This window comes from Kluyvera sp., assembly GCF_965301105.1.
In genome coordinates, this window is record NZ_CBDKZX010000028.1 from 1 (window position 1) to 18,293 (window position 18,293).

Genomic DNA, 18,293 nt, shown 5'->3' on the forward strand with positions numbered 1-18,293 from the left:
GTAACAACGGCGGTGGCGGTAACAACGGCGGTGGCGGTAACAACGGCGGTGGCGGTAACAACGGCGGTGGCGGTAACAACGGCGGTGGCGGCAACAACATCGGTGGCGGCAACAACATCGGTGGCGGCAACAACATCGGTGGCGGTAGCAACAACGTCAGTGGTCGTAGCAACGGCGGTGGTTCAGGCGTAACCGCGACAACCGTTCGCGGCGGACAAGCGGGTAATAACAACTCGGATAACAACAGTTCTCGATCGTCTAAGTGCAATCAGCCTGGGGCGATTGGCTGTAACTTCCGCTAATCAGGTCAAATGTTAGTCGGGAGATACCGATATACGTTTCATCTCCAGAAGGCCGTAGCCGGTGTGCTGCGGCCTTTTTATGTTTGAGAGTCGTTATAAAGAATGCACTGACACTGCCGATAATGAAGCTAACTATATAAATTTTCTATGTAAAACGGAGTTGCAAAAGTCTTAATGTAAGCATAATGTGAGAAAAATGTTTACATTTAGAGTGCTCGCTTCGAATTGCAGATCCTGGACGCAACGTCTTCATGGAAGATCTCAAATTATCGGAGAGTTACCATGCAAACATTCCCGCGATTTTTCACTGCTATCATCTCCTCGCTTGCCTTTTTCTGTTTCAGCGCGCTGGCCGCAAACAGTGGTGTGATCCACTTTCGTGGGCAGATCGTCGAGCCGCCCTGTGATTACCAACCTTCGCCGACCAAAATGAGCGTGAACTGTTATCAGGACGGTAAGAATCATGTTCAGACAGTATCAATGAAATCCCTGCTACAGGGGCAGCAGTTCGTCAATGACAAGAGCACCGCCACGCTGCACTGGCTAAATACGGATAAAAATGCAGCGATCCTCACCGTACAGTACAAATAGCCCGAAACGAAATGACGGGGTGTGTTGTTTATGGTAGGCAGTTTTAGTTGGCCACTTCATTTTCGATCTGGTTGATAGCAAGAAAGCTAACCCTGTTAACAACATAACTGAGCTATGTCGTGAAAGCTGGAGATGGGTGATAACAGCATAACAACTAAGGCCAGCCTCAGGGCTGGCTTTCTCTTCATCTAACCTGTCCACATTCACTGTAAGTTAAACTCATCATTGCAAGTAGATGGCTTGCTACTTCAAACGGGAGAGTAAAAAGAATGATTTTGGATTCCGATAAAGAAACGTTGACATTTTCTCATCATCAATATGAGCAATTACAGCAAAGGTATGAAGTAACATCAAATTATTTTATTCATCATTGCGTTCATCTCGGACTACAGGTGGTGAATCGAGTACAAATACATTTCTCAAAAAGTCATCCCGTCACTTTTTAATCTCATGGCATGTAGCATCTGAGACAGAATTAGTTACCCTCTGAACCCATCCCCATCCAGACATTTTATTCCCATCAAAATCTAGCTCAAAATCAGTAGCATTACCATCAGTGAAATGCGTCGCAGTTGTTTTATTCGATGAGAAATAACATTCTGCATCAGGTTTTACTTCTGGCTTATCATCACACCCAATCAAGGCAAATAGGCATAGTATCGCAAAGATCTTTTTCATTTTATTCACTATCCACTACACAATCAACGCCCATCAATGAACGCTGTTTACCACTGACTTTTATGACCATCTGAATTCCAGAATATGTCTCACCATCTTTGATGTAGATTAATTGATTACTGGCTTCACTTGTTTCAATCAATCCTGTTCTCATTTGCATCTTATCCCCTTCCTTCCACTTGTCATTACGTACAGGGCTAGTTTGAAAATCAAAATTCACTCCATGCATTTTAATCATCATTAAATTTCCATTTTCAAGGAATTCTAATGGATACTTAGAAACACCCTGAGAGGTAATTTCACCAGTGTTAAGAATTGAATCTTCGACAATTACTTTGTCACAATGACCTATAGCCATTACATTAAATGCAGATGCTAATAAAGTTAAACCTAATACAATCTTTTTCATTTAAACCACCATCAATATTGAAAAATATAAATAAGGATATTTCATTGTATTTTTTTCTGAACATAATTTACCTTGTAGTACAGGATCTATGCAATAACCCTGTGCATTAAACCTTTTCATTAACATGAGAGGAAATAGATTTCTTACTTATAAGTGGACTATCCATGATTACATATGTATTCACAGATAGCCACTAATGTTAAAGAGTGGTTACCTATCTTTTGTTAGACAGGCATTACATGTGGCTTTTGAGTAAGAAACTAAAGTTAGATAAGACTCTTCCACCTGACCAGGGGTCATAGTTGTTCTATTGAACACCTTAGCTAATAGATTATTCTTTCTATCAGATTCATAGATAGTAGTTGCAAGGTTCCCACAGTGTTCTTTATCTACTTTTAACCGAGTTACTGCTCTTATAGTTCCTTGTGTAACTACATCCATAAAATCATCTGTTTCATCCTTGGATAATATCTCATTTCTCATTGCAGAAACTTCAAATAATTCCACACACACTTCAATTCCTTTCATATGAAATATTGTTAACCGTTGAGAACCTGCATGAATATATCCACACGCTAATGCTTTGATCTGTAATATTTTTTCATTTTGTTATGCCGCAAAAATATCCAATCCTATTTTTTACAGTGCCATCATTCCCTCTTAATGTTGCTGCTCTATACATTTCTTGTTCTGCTGAACCAACGTTAGTAAAATCGACAACCATGAAATCAGCATCTTTATGTAAATCTTCTGCATTCTGTCTAGTTGTAAATAAAATACTATTGTGATTATCTGGTGATTGTTTATCACCTTTGAAATAAGTCAAACCTCTTGCTTTTGTTCCATCAGGTTTAAGATACTCTGAGGTTGCATAACCTGTCTTATCATCACTTTGCTTAATGTGAATGAACAAGATGTTATCTTTAGTCTTGTTGTCCTTAATCATGGCCTCAGTGATACATGTAAGATCCAATACTGATGTATCGGCTAATACTGGTGCTGATACAGTTGAAAGTACTGCTAACATCATTATTAATTTTTTCATTTTATTCACCATGTTATTAATTTTATTTGCTGAAAGTTGTCAATCAGATGATAACGCATAGTAAATCAATTCCTTTATAGTAGAACGTGAGATAGATAAGTAAATCAAGATTGTTCATTAGTTCATCAAGTTTGCAATGAAAGTGCTTACCCTCCAGATTTGATGTAGTAGCACCGTTATACTTTTGCTCACGCTCAGCAGCATCTATAGTGATGAACGATCTTGAGAAAGCCTTGTCTACGCCTTTACTACGTAACTGAACCTGAAACGAGATAGTGCCTTATGCACTGGCTCTTTCTTTGATATTGATACTCGCTATATGAGTTATTCCTAAGGGGTACTTTACACAAGTAGTAGTGTTGTTTCTAAGGAAAACCTATTTCAATCAGATTCTTATAGGTTTAAAACTACGGCTATGGTAGATAATCGATTCGTCTTAGTAAGAGGATAGTGAGCATGACCGAACGAATTCAGGTGCAGCAGGGGGATATCACCCGCCTTGAGGTGGATGTTATCGTCAATGCCGCCAATCCTTCACTGATGGGGGGCGGTGGCGTGGATGGCGCAATCCATCGCGCCGCCGGGCCGTCATTACAGGAGGCTTGCGCCGTTGTTCGCCAGCAGCAGGGCACCTGTCCGACCGGACATGCGGTGATCACCCACGCGGGAAACCTGAAAGTAAAAGCTGTCATTCATACTGTCGGGCCGGTCTGGCAGGGCGGGGGAGAACAGGAAGCCTCGCTCTTGCAGCAGGCGTACCACAACAGTTTGCAGTTGGCGCTGGATAATGGCTATCGCACGCTGGCCTTTCCGGCGATTTCAACCGGGGCCTACGGCTATCCTCATCGCGAGGCAGCGGAAATTGCCATCAGTACGGTGGCGGCATTTCTGACTCGCCGTAGCCTGCCGGAAATCGTCTTTTTCGTCTGCTTCGATGACGAAACCACGCGTTTATATCAGGAAATACTTGGCCAGACGCGGATCCCCGCGCTGGCCAACGACGCCAACACCTAGTGGCCGGCCGTCTGCGGTTTAGGTGCTTTTTGCTGTGGTTTGCCGGAAAACAGGAAACGCAGCAGGGGAATACGCAGATGAATTTCGTACAACACCAACGCACAGCCCACCACAAAAACCAACCCGGTCAGGAAGCCGAGCGTATTTGAGCTGATGCTCGGCATAATCCAGGCGCCGAAGAACAGCGTCAGCGGGTGGTGCACCAGATAGATAAATAAGGAAGCATTGACGAAATAGGTGACGCGTGCGGACTGGAAGTTCAGCATACGGTGGCCGAATGAGAACACCACGTTCACCATCCACACGCCTAATACCATCGTAATCACATATTCCGTTTCATACATCCATGCATCGCCAGAACCGTAGTGCTGATTCAGTCGATAGGCGATAAACCCGAACAGGGCCGCCACGATGCACCACGGTGAAGGGGTGGTGAACAGCGTTTTTAACTTCGGATGAATAAAGGCCAGCGCGCCGAGAATAAAGAAGGGCACGTAAAACAGCGTCTGCATGACCACGAAGTTAAACAGGCCATCACTCAGAATCGGCGGGTAAATAAGGAATAGCGTCCGACGGATAGCGGCGTAAACCACACCGAGCAGCAGGAACATGAGCGTAAGTTTGCCCATGGTCATGTTGTCGAAGAGATCGGCCCGGCGACGCATCTGGCGGCGGCGCATCTGGTGAAAGACCAGAATGCCGAGAGTAGTCAGCACCACCAGAACGAGCAGGAACCACAGGTGCGACACCAGTTCCCAGGCCAGCGTATTATATTTTTCGTAAAACGACAGCGTATGCCAGGTTTCCGTCTTACCCTTAACGTATTGCAGCATCAGGAATTGCGGCAGCGTGAGCAGCGGAATGGCGGTTAGCATCGGAATACCCACGCGCTCAACGCGAACCTTCCACCATTTTTTGATGGGATAGCGCAAAAAGAGCATGTAGGAAAAGTAGCCGGAGATAACAAAGAACACCTGCATGCGAAATGCGTGCACAAAATCGTTAAAAAGCGTCAGCCACCATGACGGCGTCGGGCTATTCATATGCCAGGTGTGGGTAGAATACAGGAGCGAAATGTGAAAAGGGATCCCCAGCAACATTAGCCAGGCCCGAATCGAGTCGAGAAAATATTCACGCTGTGCGGGTTTGTTATTCATAGGGTTAGGTACGATTCTCAGACTAATCGCCTTACAGACTAAGACGAGAAAGTTTACATTCGTTGGCAACCCTACACGAACTCTGGTTACCTGTCTCCAGGATAAGCACGCAAAGTGCAAAGCACAGTCGACGGTTGCTTAATACCTAAGCCACCGGGCTGAACAATATGGGGATTATGTTGTCGGATTGCTTGAATTTCCAGTAAAATGGATCGGATCGATTTAAGCACACAAAGGGGGAAGTGCTTAGTTATATGAAACAGAAACCACAGATGATGAAACTGCGTTGGTTAGGCGCAGCCGTAATGTTGTCCCTGTGTACTTCATCTGCATGGGCATTCACTATTGATGACGTTGCAAAGCAGGCTAAGTCGCTGGCGGATAAAAGCTATGAAGCGCCGAAAAGCAACCTGCCTTCCGTCTTCCGCGATATGAAATATGCGGACTACCAGCAAATCCAGTTCAACCACGATAAGGCATACTGGAGCAACATTAAGACCCCGTTTAAGCTCGAATTCTACCACCAGGGTATGTATTTCGACACGCCGGTGACCATTAATGAAGTCACGGCGACCTCCGTGCGGAAAATTAAGTACAGCCCGGACTACTTCACGTTCGGTGACGTTAAGCATGACAAAGACACCGTGAAGGATCTTGGCTTTGCAGGCTTCAAAGTGCTGTATCCGATCAACAGCAAAGATAAGAACGACGAGATCGTCAGCATGTTGGGTGCCAGCTACTTCCGCGTGCTCGGTCAGGGGCAGGTGTATGGCCTGTCTGCCCGCGGTCTGGCGATTGACACGGCGCTGCCGTCCGGTGAGGAGTTCCCTCGCTTCCGTGAATACTGGATCGAGCGTCCAAAAGCGACCGATAAGCGTCTGACTATCTATGCGCTGCTGGATTCCCCGCGTGCAACCGGCGCTTACCGCTTTGTGGTGATGCCGGGTCGCGATACTGTCGTCGACGTGCAGAGCAAAATTTATCTGCGGGACAAAGTGGGTAAACTGGGCGTTGCGCCGTTGACCAGTATGTTCCTGTTCGGGCCGACCCAGCCTTCCGCCGCGACCAACTATCGCCCGGAACTGCACGATTCTAACGGTTTGTCTATCCACGCCGGCAACGACGAATGGATCTGGCGTCCGCTGAACAACCCGAAACATCTGGCCGTCAGCAGCTTCGCGACCGAAAATCCGCAGGGCTTTGGTCTGCTGCAGCGTGGCCGTCAGTTCTCTCGTTTTGAAGATCTGGATGACCGCTACGATCTGCGCCCAAGCGCCTGGATCACGCCGAAAGGCGATTGGGGCAAAGGCACCATTGAGCTGGTCGAGATCCCAACCAACGACGAAACCAACGATAACATCGTGGCTTACTGGACGCCGGATAAACTGCCGGAAGCCGGTAAAGAGATGAACTACAAGTACACCATCACCTTTACCCGTGACGAAGACAAACTGCATGCCACGGACAACGCGTACGTGATGCAGACTCGCCGTTCTACCGGCGATGTCAAACAGTCGAACCTGATTCGTCAGCCTGACGGTACCCTGGCGTTCATCGTCGACTTTACCGGTGCCGATATGCGTAAAATGCCGCAGGATACGCCGGTAACGGCGCAGACGAGCATTGGTGATAACGGTGAAATCGTTGAAAACAGCGTTCGCTATAACCCGGTGACCAAAGGTTGGCGTTTAACGCTGCGCGTGAAGGTGAAAGATCCGAAGAAAACCACTGAAATGCGCGCTGCGCTGGTCAACGCGGACCAAGCGCTGAGTGAAACCTGGAGCTATCAGCTGCCTGCAAATGAATAAGACAACGAAGTATATCGACGCACTGTCGCTTACGGATGCAGAAAAAGCGGCGCTCCCGGACACGACGCTGCGCGCCGTGCACGAAGCGCTGGATGACGAGCATCAGACAATTGCACGCGATGACGACACGCCGTTGGCGTCCGTCAAAGCGCGTCTGAAAGAGAGCTGGCCAGATTCTCTGGGCGGCGATCAGCTCATCAAAGACGAGGAAGGGCGCACGCAGCTGCAGGCGATGCCGAAAGCTACGCGTTCTTCTATGTTCCCGGACCCATGGCGTACCAACCCGGTTGGTCGCTTCTGGGATCGTCTGCGTGGCCGCGATGTCACTCCGCGCTACCTGTCTCGTCTGACCAAAGAAGAGCAGGAACGTGAAGCGAAATGGCGTACGGTGGGTTCCTTACGCCGTTACACGCTGCTGATTCTGACGCTGGCGCAGACCGTGGTCGCGACCTGGTATATGAAGACCATCCTGCCGTATCAGGGCTGGGCGCTGATTAACCCGGCCGATATGGTCGGGCAGAATCTGTGGGTCTCCTTTATGCAGCTGCTGCCGTATTTGCTGCAAACCGGGATCCTGATCCTCTTTGCCGTCCTGTTCTGCTGGGTCTCCGCCGGTTTCTGGACCGCATTGATGGGCTTCCTGCAACTGCTAATTGGCCGCGACAAGTACAGCATTTCTGCGTCTACCGTGGGCGATGAGCCGCTGAATCCGGAACACCGGACGGCGCTGATTATGCCTATTTGTAACGAAGACGTGTCCCGCGTATTCGCCGGTTTGCGTGCGACCTGGGAGTCAGTGAAAGCCACTGGTCAGCAGAAGCACTTTGACGTTTACATTCTCAGCGACAGCTACAATCCGGACATCTGCGTAGCAGAGCAAAAAGCCTGGATGGAGCTGATTGCCGAGGTGCAGGGTGAAGGGCAGATCTTCTATCGTCGTCGTCGTCGTCGCGTGAAGCGTAAAAGCGGCAACATTGATGACTTCTGCCGCCGCTGGGGTAATCAGTACAGCTATATGGTTGTGCTGGATGCCGACTCGGTGATGTCCGGCGACTGCCTGACCAACCTGGTGCGCCTGATGGAAGCGAACCCGAATGCCGGGATCATCCAGTCTTCGCCGCGCGCCTCCGGAATGGACACGCTGTACGCCCGCTGTCAGCAGTTTGCAACCCGCGTTTACGGCCCGCTGTTTACCGCCGGTTTGCACTTCTGGCAGTTAGGCGAATCGCACTACTGGGGCCACAACGCCATCATCCGCGTGAAGCCGTTTATCGAGCACTGCGCGCTGGCGCCGCTGCCGGGTGACGGTAACTTCGCCGGGTCGATTCTGTCGCACGACTTCGTTGAAGCCGCGCTGATGCGTCGTGCCGGGTGGGGCGTGTGGATTGCTTACGATCTGCCGGGCTCATATGAAGAGCTGCCGCCGAACCTGCTGGATGAACTGAAGCGCGACCGTCGCTGGTGTCAGGGTAACCTGATGAACTTCCGACTGTTCCTGGTAAAAGGGATGCATCCGGTTCACCGTGCGGTGTTCCTCACCGGTGTGATGTCCTACCTCTCCGCGCCGCTGTGGTTTATGTTCCTGGCCCTGTCGACCGCGCTGCAGGTAGTGCATGCGCTAACCGAGCCACAGTACTTCCTGCAGCCGCGTCAGCTGTTCCCGGTCTGGCCGCAGTGGCGTCCTGAGCTGGCGATCGCGCTGTTTGCCTCGACCATGGTGCTGCTGTTCCTGCCGAAACTGCTGAGTATCATTCTCGTGTGGTGCAAAGGCTCGAAAGAGTATGGCGGCTTTGTACGTGTGACGATCTCCCTGCTGTTGGAGGTGCTGTTCTCCGTGCTGCTGGCACCGGTGCGTATGCTGTTCCACACCGTATTCGTGGTCAGCGCGTTCCTGGGCTGGGAAGTGGTCTGGAACTCGCCGCAGCGTGATGATGACTCCACGCCGTGGAGTGAAGCCTTTATGCGTCACGGTTCTCAGCTGCTGCTGGGCCTGGTGTGGGCTGTCGGCATGGCGTGGCTGGATCTGCGCTTCCTGTTCTGGCTGGCGCCGATTGTGTTCTCGCTGATTCTGTCGCCGTTCGTGTCGGTGATCTCCAGCCGCTCGACCGTGGGTCTGCGCACCAAACGCTGGAAGCTGTTCCTGATTCCGGAAGAGTACAGCACGCCGAAGGTGCTGGCTGATACCGAAGCGTATCTGGAACAGAACCGCGCACGCGTGCTGGACGACGGCTTTATGCATGCGGTGTTTAATCCGTCGTTTAACGCCCTGGCAACGGCGATGGCAACCGCGCGTCACCGTGCGAGCCATGTGCTGGAGATCGCCCGCGATCGCCACGTTGAACAGGCGCTGAACGAAACGCCGGATAAGCTGAACCGCGATCGTCGTCTGGTGCTGCTGAGCGACCCGGTCACCCTGTCGCGTCTGCACTACCGCGTCTGGGCCGCGCCGGAGAGATATTCCTCCTGGGTGGCTGAGTACGATAAGCTGACGCTGAATCCACAGGCGTTAAAAGCCAAATAACCCGGAGCGTCCCCGGTCGAGGTAGAACCCCGCCGGGGAAGGTCAGGGGAGATATTTGCCGTAAGGAAATACCGGCCATCCAGCCGGTATTTTTTTGTCTGTAACAATGAGGAAGAACAACGTGATACGAATGTTACTGGTTGTCGTCATGACGATAGTGCTGAGCGGATGCGGCAGCATTATCAGTAGAACGATTCCCGGACAGGGCCATGGAAACCAGTATTATCCGGGCGTAAAGTGGGATTTGCGCGATTCCGCCTGGCGCTATGTCACCATTATCGATCTACCGTTCTCGCTGGTGTTCGACACCCTGTTGCTGCCGATTGACGCCAGCCACGGGCCTTATGAGTAGCTAGCGCTCATCCCATTCATCGGCAGCGGTCTGGCCCTCTTCGGTATCGAGAGAGGGCTCCAGCTGATACTCGCCTTCATCCCACTCGTGTAGCGTATTCTCTTCTACCCATTCCTGACGAAGCTCAATCTCGTCAAAGTCACCGTCAAACACGCTCTGCGCGGCTTCGCCGCTGAGCATTGGCAGACATTCGCCTTCTTCATCCTCATCGGCGAAGAACTCGGCCTGCCACATGATGTCACCGTCCTGTAAAACGTACTTTTGCATATTGAACTGCTGTACGTCCGCTTCGCTCTCCTCCAGACCGGGATTCTCGGCGAGAAAAGTTTCACGTGCCGCATCAATAGCTTCTTCGAGCGTGGCGTATAAGGTCATCTCTTTCTCCCTGCAATTTGACGTGGTATTTAGGGAAATAATAGCTGAAGTTTTCGGTTGTACACGCCCTGCGCGATGTTTTCACGCAAACCGCAGGGCGAGAGGGCTAGGGGCGAGAGGGTTCCGGGTTACGGCGTAGGCTGAAACCGGTATAAACGGCGTTAAACAGCACCACGACGGCGGTCACGCAGAACACCGCGCGGAAGCCATAGTTGGCCGATACGGCGGCGCCAATCAGTGGCCCGGTCACGTTGCCTATATCGCGGAACGACTGGTTGTAGCTGAAAATACGCCCGGCAATCTGGTTGCTGGAGTTATAGACCAACAGCGTTTGTACCGCCGGAAGGAGCGCGCCGTCGGCGGCCCCCAACAGGAAGCGCAGAATACCCAGCTGTAGCGGGTTTTGCACAAATGACATCGGAATCAGCAGCAGCACCGAAACAATCAGCGCGACGATAAGAATTTTCTCCGGGCCGATGCGGTCGCCAAGTTTCCCCAGGCGTGGTGCGCAAATCAGCGCCGCCACGCCGGGGACTGAGGCTATCATGCCGCTGATAAAGGCGATGTTGCTGATATTCCCCGCCAGATCGCGCACGTAGAGCGTGAGGATTGGCGCAATTGAACCGGTGGCGACTTGAATAATTAAGGTGGTGACGAACAGGCTAAGCACCAGCTCGCGATTTTTCAGTGAGCCGAATACCTCTTTAACGTGCAGCATCTCCTTTTTGGAGACCGGCGTGAACTGCTCGCGGATAAAGAACAGGGTCAGGACGAAGCAGATAAACAGTACCGTTGCGGTCATAAAGAAGACCGGACGCAGCCCGTAGTTATCGGCCAGGAAACCACCGGCGAGCGGCCCAAGCAGCGCGCCGCTGACCGCGCCAGTCGAGAGCGTCCCCAGCGCCCAGCCGCTTTTATGGCGTGGGATTTGAGTGGCAATCAGCGCGTTGGCGTTAGGAATAAAACCCCCCAGCAGCCCCAGCAGCGCGCGCAGGATTAAAAATTGCCAGATATTCTGCGCCAGCCCCATCAGCAGCATGACGATGGCCATGCCCAGTGCCGAACGCAGCAGCATGATTTTGCGGCCTTTACGGTCGGCTAAACCGCCCCACAGCGGGGAGGCGATGGCGGAAAACAGAAAGGTGATACTGAAGACCAGGCCAGACCACATATTCAGCGCGCTGTGGCCAGTCACGCCAAGTTGCTCAACGTACAGGGGAAGGAACGGCATCACCAGGCTGAATGCAGCGCCGGTTAAAAAACAGCCGAGCCAGACGACAGCGAGGTTACGCTTCCAGTTTATGGGGGCATCTGAGGGTAGCATAGGGTTCCGCAGGCAATATCGCCAAAAGAGAGTGTATTTATAAGCCTGCTAATTATGCGCCCGTGTTCATATCACCGCAATGTGGGTAGCTTTTAAAGCTAAAATAAAACGCGCAGCCAGGGCTGCGCGTTGCGATCAGTAGCGGGAGGGGACACCTTCCGGACGCGTCTTAAAGCGCCGATGCAGCCACATATATTGCTCGGGCGCCATCAGGATGCATTTCTCGACGATGGTGTTCATCCATGCGGCAGTCGTTTCCGCGTCGTCCAGCGGCGGATTGCACTCCGGCTCAAGGATAATCAACTCGTAGCCTTTACCGTCCGGTTTGCGGCGCGGCACAAACGGCACAACGCAGGCTTTAGACATCTTCGCCAGCATCCAGGTACCGGAAGTGGTCGCTGCGTCTTTCACCGCAAACAGCGGGGCGAACACGCTGGCGCGCGGACCGTAGTCGTGATCCGGCGCGTACCAGATGATCTCGCCGTTTTTCAACGCCCTGACCATCCCTTTGAGGTCTTTACGATCGAGCATGCTTTTATTCGAACGCATGCGACCCCAGGTTTGCAGCCAGTCGAGTACCGGGTTGTCGTTTGGGCGATAGACGCCGATGCCGGGGTTGTGGATACCAAACATCCGGGCGCCCATTTCGAGCGTCAGGAAGTGAATACCGATCAGCAAAACGCCGCGGCCAGAATCCTGTACGGCGCGAATGTGCTCAAGGCCGCTGGCGTCCATCCAGCGGTTAATACGCTTCGTTGGCCAGAACCAGGCGATGCCGGTCTCCATCACGCCCATGCCCACGGACTCAAAATTCTTCACCACCATCCGATGACGTTCTTCTTCGCTCATCTCCGGGAAGCAAAGCTCCAGATTACGGTAGGCAATTTTTGCGCGGCGCTTCATCAGCCGCAATGCCAGTCTACCCATCGCGTTGCCGAGACGGTAGATAACCGGATAGGGCAGTTGAACGACCAGCCAGAGCAGACCAATGCCCAGCCATGATGGCCAGTAGCGAGGATGCAGCAGCGCAGCGGTGAACTTGGGTAACTGGGTCATGTGTTTCCTGTTTTTACGAGCAACTGGTTCTATTGTCGCACTATTTTTCCGTCAACCAAAATGCCGGGGCCACGACCGACGATAATTTAGCCAGAGATTTTGCGCGGTATTATTATTGGTGATGAAAATGTAGCGCAAAATGTGGGGATGTAAATTAACGATGATTGCTATATCATGCGCCCCGATTAAGACCATCCATTCTATTTTGCAGGATAAGAACACCATGCCAGTGTTGCATAACCGCATTTCGAATGAGACGCTGAAAGCGCAGATGCTGGCAGAAACCGAGCCACGCACCACTATCTCATTCTATAAATACTTCACCATCGTCGATCCCAGGGCTACCCGGGATGCGCTGTATGTTGCGCTAACGGAGCTCAAGGTCTTTGGCCGTATCTATCTCGCCCACGAGGGCATTAACGCCCAGATCAGCGTCCCTGCCAGCCTCGTGGAAAAGCTGCGCGAACGGTTGTACAGCTTTGATCCGGCGCTGAAAGACCTGCGTCTGAATATCGCCCTTGATGACGATGGTAAATCCTTCTGGGTGCTGCGCATGAAGGTCCGCGATCGTATCGTCGCGGACGGGATTGACGATCCTACCTTCGATGCCAGCGACGTCGGCGACTACCTGAAAGCGGCTGAAGTTAACGCCATGCTGGACGATCCGGACGCGGTATTTATCGATATGCGCAACCACTATGAATATGAAGTGGGCCATTTTGAGCAGGCGCTGGAAATTCCGGCAGATACTTTCCGCGAGCAGTTGCCGAAGGCCGTGGAAATGATGCAGGAACATAAAGATAAAAAAATCGTCATGTACTGCACCGGTGGTATTCGCTGCGAGAAAGCCAGCGCCTGGATGAAGCACAACGGCTTCAAGCAGGTGTGGCATATTGAAGGCGGTATTATTGAATACGCGCGTCGCGCCCGCGAGCAAGGCTTACCGGTACGCTTTATCGGCAAAAACTTCGTCTTCGACGAGCGTATGGGCGAGCGTATCTCCGATGAGGTGATTGCCCACTGCCATCAGTGCGGCACGCTTTGCGACAGCCACACCAACTGCCTGAACGACGGCTGCCACCTGCTGTTTATTCAGTGCCCGGCCTGCGCCGAGAAGTTTGAAGGCTGCTGCAGCGAAGCCTGCCAGCAGGAACACAAGCTGCCGGAAGAGGAACAACGTCAGCGACGTGCGGGCCGCGAAAACGGCAATAAGATCTTTAATAAGTCGCGCGGGCGTTTGAATACGCGTTTAGGCATTCCTGACCCGGAAGGGCAAAACAACTAGCTGAAATAGAGATAGGCGATATCGGCGAGGGCCAGCAGCAGCCAGAGCATCAGATAAAGCATCAGGTGCTCGCGAATGTTGTTGATCAGGTAGTAAAACAGACGACGCATATCATTCTCTGTAGAACGGCCCCGCATTGTCGGGGCCGTTCATTTTTAGTGGTTAAAACGGGCCAGCGCGAAGGGGCTTAAATCGAACGCTGGCGTCTGCTGCTGCGCAAATTGGGCGGCAATTTCGCCCAGTACGGTAGCGAACTTAAAGCCATGGCCGCTCAGACCGCCGATAAACAGCACGTCGGGCTGGCCGGGCAGGGTGTCGATAATAAAGTCTTCATCCGGCGAGTTATCGTAGGTACAGGCTGCGCCGTACAGACAGCCGCCGATGCCGGGCAAAATCTGGCGCAGGAAGCCGAACGCTTCTGAGCCGTCGCTGGCGACCGAACCGAACGCTTTGCGCTCTTCCGGGCTGTTGATTAGCTGCCCGCCGTTGTGTTTGCCAATTTTCAATTCGTTTTCAACCGCCGGGAAACCGTAGAACTGATCGCCGTCAGGCAACTCGCCGGTAAACGCCGGGAAGTTATTCTTACGGCTATAGCGGCCATCGGCCTGGAACCAGGCAAAAACCTTACGTACCGGCTGAATCGGCAGTTCAGGGTAGAACTGTTTCACCCAGGTACCGGCGGTCAGCAGCAGTTTTTTACCTTGCCAGCGGCCTTCAGACGTTTCAATCGTTACGCCATCGGCATCGCTGTGGATGGCGGTGACCGGGCAGTTAAACAGCTGGGCGCAACCCGCGTCTTTCGCCATCGCGATCAGCGTTTTTACCGCCAGTTCGCTTTTCAGTACGCCGGAGCCGGGTTCAAAAATGGCCTGATAGTCGGCGGGCACGGTGATTTCGGGCCAGCGGGCCATCAGCGCGCTGGCGTCCAGCCGCTCTACCGGCAGGTTAAACTGCTCGGCGCTCTGGGCGACGGTCTGCAGGAAGGTGGAGTTGGCGGGGCCAAGATTCACCACGCCGCTGCGTTCGAACAGCTCTTCGCCGCTGATGGCGGACAGCTCGTCCCAAAGCGCTTGCGCACGCAGTACCAGCGGCACATATTTCTCACCCTCGCCGTAGGCGTGGCGCATCAGACGCGTGTCGCCGTGGTGGCTACCCTGCTGGTGGGGCGGCATATGGGCGTCGGTCATCAGGACGTTTAAACCCGCTTTACGGGCGTAATAACCGGCAGCGGCACCGACGGAGCCACTGCCAACAATAATGAGATCGTATTGCATAGTCTTTCCTGACTCGATAATGAGGCGCGAAATCTGTGTCTGGTAGAGTAAATTAAGCTGCAGTTGTTATACAAGCGTGAAAATAATTAAGGCACCCGAGGGTGCCTGTTTGCCATTACGACGAGAAAAGTATCGGCGCTAATGCCGGCGATACTCGTTGACCTGGTAATCGCCAGACTCAATTTTGGCAATCCCGGCTTCCAGTATGGAAATAAACTGACGTGCGACATCGGTCGTCAGCCATAGCGTTTGGCCAACTTCTGCTTCTTTATTGCTCGATTGATTGGGGTCTTGGTAGTGCAGGCGCAACATCAGCGCATCATAGCTATCTACGGTGCTGATGTCCCATCCGACGAGGGGATGGGTCTGGATGACTTCATTATTCTTTTCCATCATAACCCCTTATTTACGTGTTAAAAGGCAACAACTCTCGAGGTCTAATGCAATTTTTTGTGAAGCTTTATCAGTATACAACACTTCAATAAATACTCGAGAATTGAAATCAAAAGCAACACAAATTCCTGAGTTAGTCGGCTATTTGCGCAATAAACAACCATGTCGCGCAATTTTTTACCGCTAATGTAAAAAGTGGGGATTGATCACAGAAAAACAAGCGCGGGAATAAAAAAAGCCGGGGCGACCCGGCAAAAAAAACACAATGAGGGAAAATTTAGTCGGTGATGAACCAGTCGTCGGCGCTTTCCCAGGTTTCCTGGAGGATTTCGCTGATGCGGTCTTTATCTTCTTTAATGCCACCGATCACGGAAAGGTTATTGCTGGCAGCATAGCGCACGCTAAGGGCGCCACCGCTGTCTGGAAATTGGTTGTTGATACGGCGGGAAAGTTCGTCTGCCAGCGCGTCTAAGGCGCCTGCCGGCAGCGCGGTGGTTTTTGCAATAGTGACTTCAATACGCATAATTGCCCCCTGTGTAATATACTGTATATTTATACAGCCATATTCAGGCGTTTACAACAGGGGGGCGATTTTATTTTTTCACCGTCCAGCGCAGCGTTTCTCCGGCGAGGAACGGCACTAAGGTATCATCACTCAGGGCGATGCTTTCCGCGACCTGACTCTCTTCACGCACCAGCTCAACGTAGCTGTCGTTAACCGGCAGGCCGTAGAAGCGCGGGCCGTTCAGCGAGCAGAACGCTTCGAAATGCTCAAGCGCGTTCATCTCTTCAAACACGGTGGCGTAGCTGCCCAGCGCGCCAGGCGCATTAAAGCAACCCGCACAGCCGCAACTGGCTTCTTTACGGTGACGGGCGTGCGGCGCGGAATCAGTGCCGAGGAAGGCGCGGGTAAAGCCGCTGGCAACCAGTTCGCGCAGCGCCTGCTGGTGAACGTTGCGTTTCAGAATCGGCAGGCAGTACAGATGCGGACGCACGCCGCCGACCAGCATATGGTTGCGGTTGAACATCAGATGCTGTGGCGTGATGGTGGCGGCCAGCAGGTCATTGCCGTCGCGCACATACTCGGCGGCATCTTTGGTGGTGATGTGTTCGAACACCACTTTCAGGCCCTGAAGACGCTGGCGTAGCGGCTCCATCACGCTGTCGATAAAGCGCGCCTCGCGGTCGAAAATATCGATTTCTGCATGGGTCACTTCGCCGTGCACCAGCAGCGGCATACCCAGCTTCTCCATGCGCTCCAGCACGGGCATAATCGCATCGATGCTGGTGACGCCGTGGCTGGAGTTGGTGGTAGCGTTAGCCGGATACAGCTTCGCGGCGGTGAATACGCCTTCGTTAAAACCGCGCTCCAGTTCGTTTGGATCCAGCGTATCGGTCAAATAGCAGGTCATCAGCGGAGTGAAGTCGTGCCCGGCAGGCACCGCGTCGAGGATGCGCTGGCGATAGGCGATAGCCGCATCGACGGTGGTAATTGGCGGAACCAGGTTCGGCATAATAATCGCGCGGCCATACAGCTCGCTGGTATACGGAACAACCGTTTTCAACATCTCGCCGTCGCGAAGATGGATATGCCAGTCGTCTGGGCGGCGAATTTTCAGAACTTGCGGTAATGCGGTCATGTAAGGCTCCGGCTGGTGGGATATCAGTCATTTTTGCCGGGCACTAAGGATAAGCGGAAACGTTTTCCTTTGCATCCTTTTCCGTAAAAAATAATGCCCGATGACATGGCGCCATCGGGCATGAACAACAAGGGATTAGTTGGTGAACGGGATAATGATTTCGCCTGGCTTCACTTCAATGCCTTTCGCGAATTTCTTCGCCAGCGCTTCACCCTTGCTGGCATCTTCTTTCAGCACGTAGGCCGGCTGCTTGTTGAAGTAGGTTCGCAGCGACTGATTAAGATACGGAATTAACGTTTGCACCACCGACTGCATTTTCTCCGGCGTGACTTTAGCATCCACCACTTCCATCTCCTGCAGGTAGATGGCGCCTTGCTCCTGATTAAACACCGGTAAGGCCTTCAGCTTGAGGGCTATGTTAGCTTTCTGGCTGCCGAACAGGGAGTTCAGATCCAGCTTCGCGTCACCGCTCAGGCTCACTTTATTCGGCTCTTCACGGCCAATGGCGCTGGTCAAATTGTTGAGGACGATATGGGCGTCTGCCACGCCCGGAACCCCGATATCTTTGGAGAAATTATTGCGTTTTTGCAACGCCTGATTAATCTCCTGCTCGCTGACCGAATATTGCGTAAGCTGATTACAGCCAACAACCAGGCCGCTAACGATCAGGGCGGCAATGACTAACAATTTTTTCATGGGGTTCCTCAACGTAAAGCGTTGTATGCATCCTGACAATAAGCAGCATACGCTGTCAGTAACAATCTGACAGCGGAAAATACTGAAAGTGCCGCGGATGGGGCAAAATGGTGAACGCTACTCGCTGATTTTGCGGGCTTCAGGCTTGGTCGTGCGGCTTATTCTCTGCCGTTTTCTTCTCTGCGGTAAAGTCGGCATCCGTGTCGGCGTGCACGTCGTTCATCGCTTTTTTAAAGCCCTTTAACGCCGTGCCCAGGTCCGCCCCGAGGGAACCGAGTTTTTTGGTGCCGAACACCAGAACAAAAAGCACGACGACCACTAAGAGTTTGGTAACGCTAATTTCACCCATGATACAAACCTATTGAGAAAATAA

At 52.1% G+C, this 18,293-nt stretch carries 21 protein-coding genes and 1 pseudogene; 7 read left to right on the top strand and 15 right to left on the bottom strand.

What is annotated here, in order from left to right; genetic code table 11:
- Nucleotides 1-302 (top strand): annotated as a pseudogene (locus ACW14G_RS11725) (hypothetical protein); the annotation flags it as partial.
- Nucleotides 303-584: 282 nt separating this feature from the next.
- Nucleotides 585-893, top strand: a complete 309-nt coding sequence (locus tag ACW14G_RS11730) for a type 1 fimbrial protein (protein ID WP_163448135.1) — start codon at nucleotides 585-587, stop codon at nucleotides 891-893.
- A 435-nt stretch (nucleotides 894-1,328) separates the two neighbouring features.
- Here ACW14G_RS11730 and ACW14G_RS11735 read toward each other — a convergent pair whose 3' ends face one another.
- From ACW14G_RS11735 to ACW14G_RS11750, 4 genes are all read right to left on the bottom strand, one after another.
- Nucleotides 1,329-1,571 (bottom strand): hypothetical protein, encoded by a 243-nt coding sequence (locus ACW14G_RS11735; RefSeq protein ID WP_167576209.1) that lies wholly within the window; start codon nucleotides 1,569-1,571, stop codon nucleotides 1,329-1,331.
- Nucleotide 1,572: 1 nt separating this feature from the next.
- Nucleotides 1,573-1,980: a hypothetical protein gene (locus ACW14G_RS11740; RefSeq protein WP_163448133.1), complete on the bottom strand. Its 408-nt coding sequence runs from the start codon at nucleotides 1,978-1,980 to the stop codon at nucleotides 1,573-1,575.
- 210 nt (nucleotides 1,981-2,190) lie between these two features.
- Nucleotides 2,191-2,487: a hypothetical protein gene (locus tag ACW14G_RS11745; RefSeq protein ID WP_419057580.1), complete on the bottom strand. Its 297-nt coding sequence runs from the start codon at nucleotides 2,485-2,487 to the stop codon at nucleotides 2,191-2,193.
- 94 nt (nucleotides 2,488-2,581) lie between these two features.
- Nucleotides 2,582-3,025, bottom strand: a complete 444-nt coding sequence (locus ACW14G_RS11750; protein ID WP_347291343.1) for a hypothetical protein — start codon at nucleotides 3,023-3,025, stop codon at nucleotides 2,582-2,584.
- Between the two features lie 456 nt (nucleotides 3,026-3,481).
- Here ACW14G_RS11750 and ymdB point away from each other — a divergent pair, with 456 nt between their 5' ends.
- The gene (gene ymdB / locus ACW14G_RS11755) at nucleotides 3,482-4,039 is read left to right on the top strand and encodes an O-acetyl-ADP-ribose deacetylase (protein ID WP_163448132.1); all 558 of its coding nucleotides are present in this window, start codon (nucleotides 3,482-3,484) and stop codon (nucleotides 4,037-4,039) included.
- Here the strand turns inward: ymdB and mdoC are convergent.
- A complete protein-coding gene (gene mdoC, locus ACW14G_RS11760) occupies nucleotides 4,036-5,196 on the bottom strand; it encodes a glucans biosynthesis protein MdoC (protein ID WP_163448131.1) in 1,161 nt (386 codons plus the stop codon). The two genes, ymdB and mdoC, sit on opposite strands and share 4 nt — an antisense overlap.
- A 272-nt stretch (nucleotides 5,197-5,468) precedes the next feature.
- On the opposite strand from mdoC, the gene mdoG reads away from it, so the two are divergent.
- The 3 genes from mdoG (at nucleotide 5,469) to ACW14G_RS11775 (ending at nucleotide 9,877) form a co-directional block, all read left to right on the top strand.
- Entirely contained in the window at nucleotides 5,469-7,004 is a 1,536-nt protein-coding gene (gene mdoG, locus ACW14G_RS11765; protein WP_223802319.1) for a glucans biosynthesis protein MdoG, read from the top strand.
- A complete protein-coding gene (mdoH, locus tag ACW14G_RS11770; protein ID WP_249022015.1) occupies nucleotides 6,997-9,525 on the top strand; it encodes a glucans biosynthesis glucosyltransferase MdoH in 2,529 nt (842 codons plus the stop codon). The genes mdoG and mdoH overlap by 8 nt, the downstream gene beginning before the upstream one ends.
- Before the next feature lie 130 nt (nucleotides 9,526-9,655).
- Entirely contained in the window at nucleotides 9,656-9,877 is a 222-nt protein-coding gene (locus tag ACW14G_RS11775) for a YceK/YidQ family lipoprotein (RefSeq protein ID WP_411908127.1), read from the top strand.
- Here the strand turns inward: ACW14G_RS11775 and ACW14G_RS11780 are convergent, their stop codons facing one another.
- The 3 genes from ACW14G_RS11780 to ACW14G_RS11790 all read right to left on the bottom strand — a co-directional run bounded on the left by ACW14G_RS11780 (nucleotide 9,878) and on the right by ACW14G_RS11790 (nucleotide 12,632).
- Nucleotides 9,878-10,252, bottom strand: coding sequence for a MysB family protein (locus ACW14G_RS11780; RefSeq protein WP_249022014.1), 375 nt, complete (start codon nucleotides 10,250-10,252; stop codon nucleotides 9,878-9,880).
- 106 nt (nucleotides 10,253-10,358) lie between these two features.
- Nucleotides 10,359-11,576: a multidrug efflux MFS transporter MdtG gene (gene mdtG / locus ACW14G_RS11785; RefSeq protein WP_167576206.1), complete on the bottom strand. Its 1,218-nt coding sequence runs from the start codon at nucleotides 11,574-11,576 to the stop codon at nucleotides 10,359-10,361.
- A 135-nt stretch (nucleotides 11,577-11,711) separates the two neighbouring features.
- Complete coding sequence (locus tag ACW14G_RS11790; protein ID WP_249022013.1) at nucleotides 11,712-12,632, bottom strand: Kdo(2)-lipid IV(A) acyltransferase; 921 nt, start codon at nucleotides 12,630-12,632, stop codon at nucleotides 11,712-11,714.
- 223 nt (nucleotides 12,633-12,855) lie between these two features.
- On the opposite strand from ACW14G_RS11790, the gene trhO reads away from it, so the two are divergent.
- Nucleotides 12,856-13,917 carry an oxygen-dependent tRNA uridine(34) hydroxylase TrhO gene (gene trhO, locus ACW14G_RS11795; RefSeq protein ID WP_167576204.1) on the top strand — a complete coding sequence of 354 codons (1,062 nt, stop codon included), beginning with the start codon at nucleotides 12,856-12,858 and terminating at the stop codon, nucleotides 13,915-13,917.
- Here the strand turns inward: trhO and ACW14G_RS11800 are convergent.
- From ACW14G_RS11800 to tatA, 7 genes are all read right to left on the bottom strand, one after another.
- A complete protein-coding gene (locus ACW14G_RS11800; protein WP_065356368.1) occupies nucleotides 13,914-14,027 on the bottom strand; it encodes a DUF2770 family protein in 114 nt (37 codons plus the stop codon). The two genes, trhO and ACW14G_RS11800, sit on opposite strands and share 4 nt — an antisense overlap.
- A gap of 45 nt (nucleotides 14,028-14,072) precedes the next feature.
- The gene (solA, locus tag ACW14G_RS11805; RefSeq protein ID WP_163448125.1) at nucleotides 14,073-15,191 is read right to left on the bottom strand and encodes an N-methyl-L-tryptophan oxidase; all 1,119 of its coding nucleotides are present in this window, start codon (nucleotides 15,189-15,191) and stop codon (nucleotides 14,073-14,075) included.
- Between the two features lie 138 nt (nucleotides 15,192-15,329).
- On the bottom strand, nucleotides 15,330-15,584 hold the full coding sequence (gene bssS, locus ACW14G_RS11810; RefSeq protein ID WP_064549067.1) for a biofilm formation regulator BssS: 255 nt from the start codon (nucleotides 15,582-15,584) through the stop codon (nucleotides 15,330-15,332).
- A 277-nt stretch (nucleotides 15,585-15,861) separates the two neighbouring features.
- On the bottom strand, nucleotides 15,862-16,107 hold the full coding sequence (gene dinI / locus ACW14G_RS11815) for a DNA damage-inducible protein I (protein WP_455648602.1): 246 nt from the start codon (nucleotides 16,105-16,107) through the stop codon (nucleotides 15,862-15,864).
- Between the two features lie 70 nt (nucleotides 16,108-16,177).
- Nucleotides 16,178-17,224: a dihydroorotase gene (gene pyrC / locus ACW14G_RS11820; RefSeq protein WP_249022012.1), complete on the bottom strand. Its 1,047-nt coding sequence runs from the start codon at nucleotides 17,222-17,224 to the stop codon at nucleotides 16,178-16,180.
- A gap of 135 nt (nucleotides 17,225-17,359) precedes the next feature.
- Nucleotides 17,360-17,920 carry a lipoprotein gene (locus ACW14G_RS11825; protein ID WP_163448123.1) on the bottom strand — a complete coding sequence of 187 codons (561 nt, stop codon included), beginning with the start codon at nucleotides 17,918-17,920 and terminating at the stop codon, nucleotides 17,360-17,362.
- A 139-nt stretch (nucleotides 17,921-18,059) separates the two neighbouring features.
- Nucleotides 18,060-18,269, bottom strand: a complete 210-nt coding sequence (gene tatA / locus ACW14G_RS11830) for a twin-arginine translocase TatA/TatE family subunit (protein WP_163448122.1) — start codon at nucleotides 18,267-18,269, stop codon at nucleotides 18,060-18,062.
- Nucleotides 18,270-18,293: the final 24 nt, after the last annotated feature.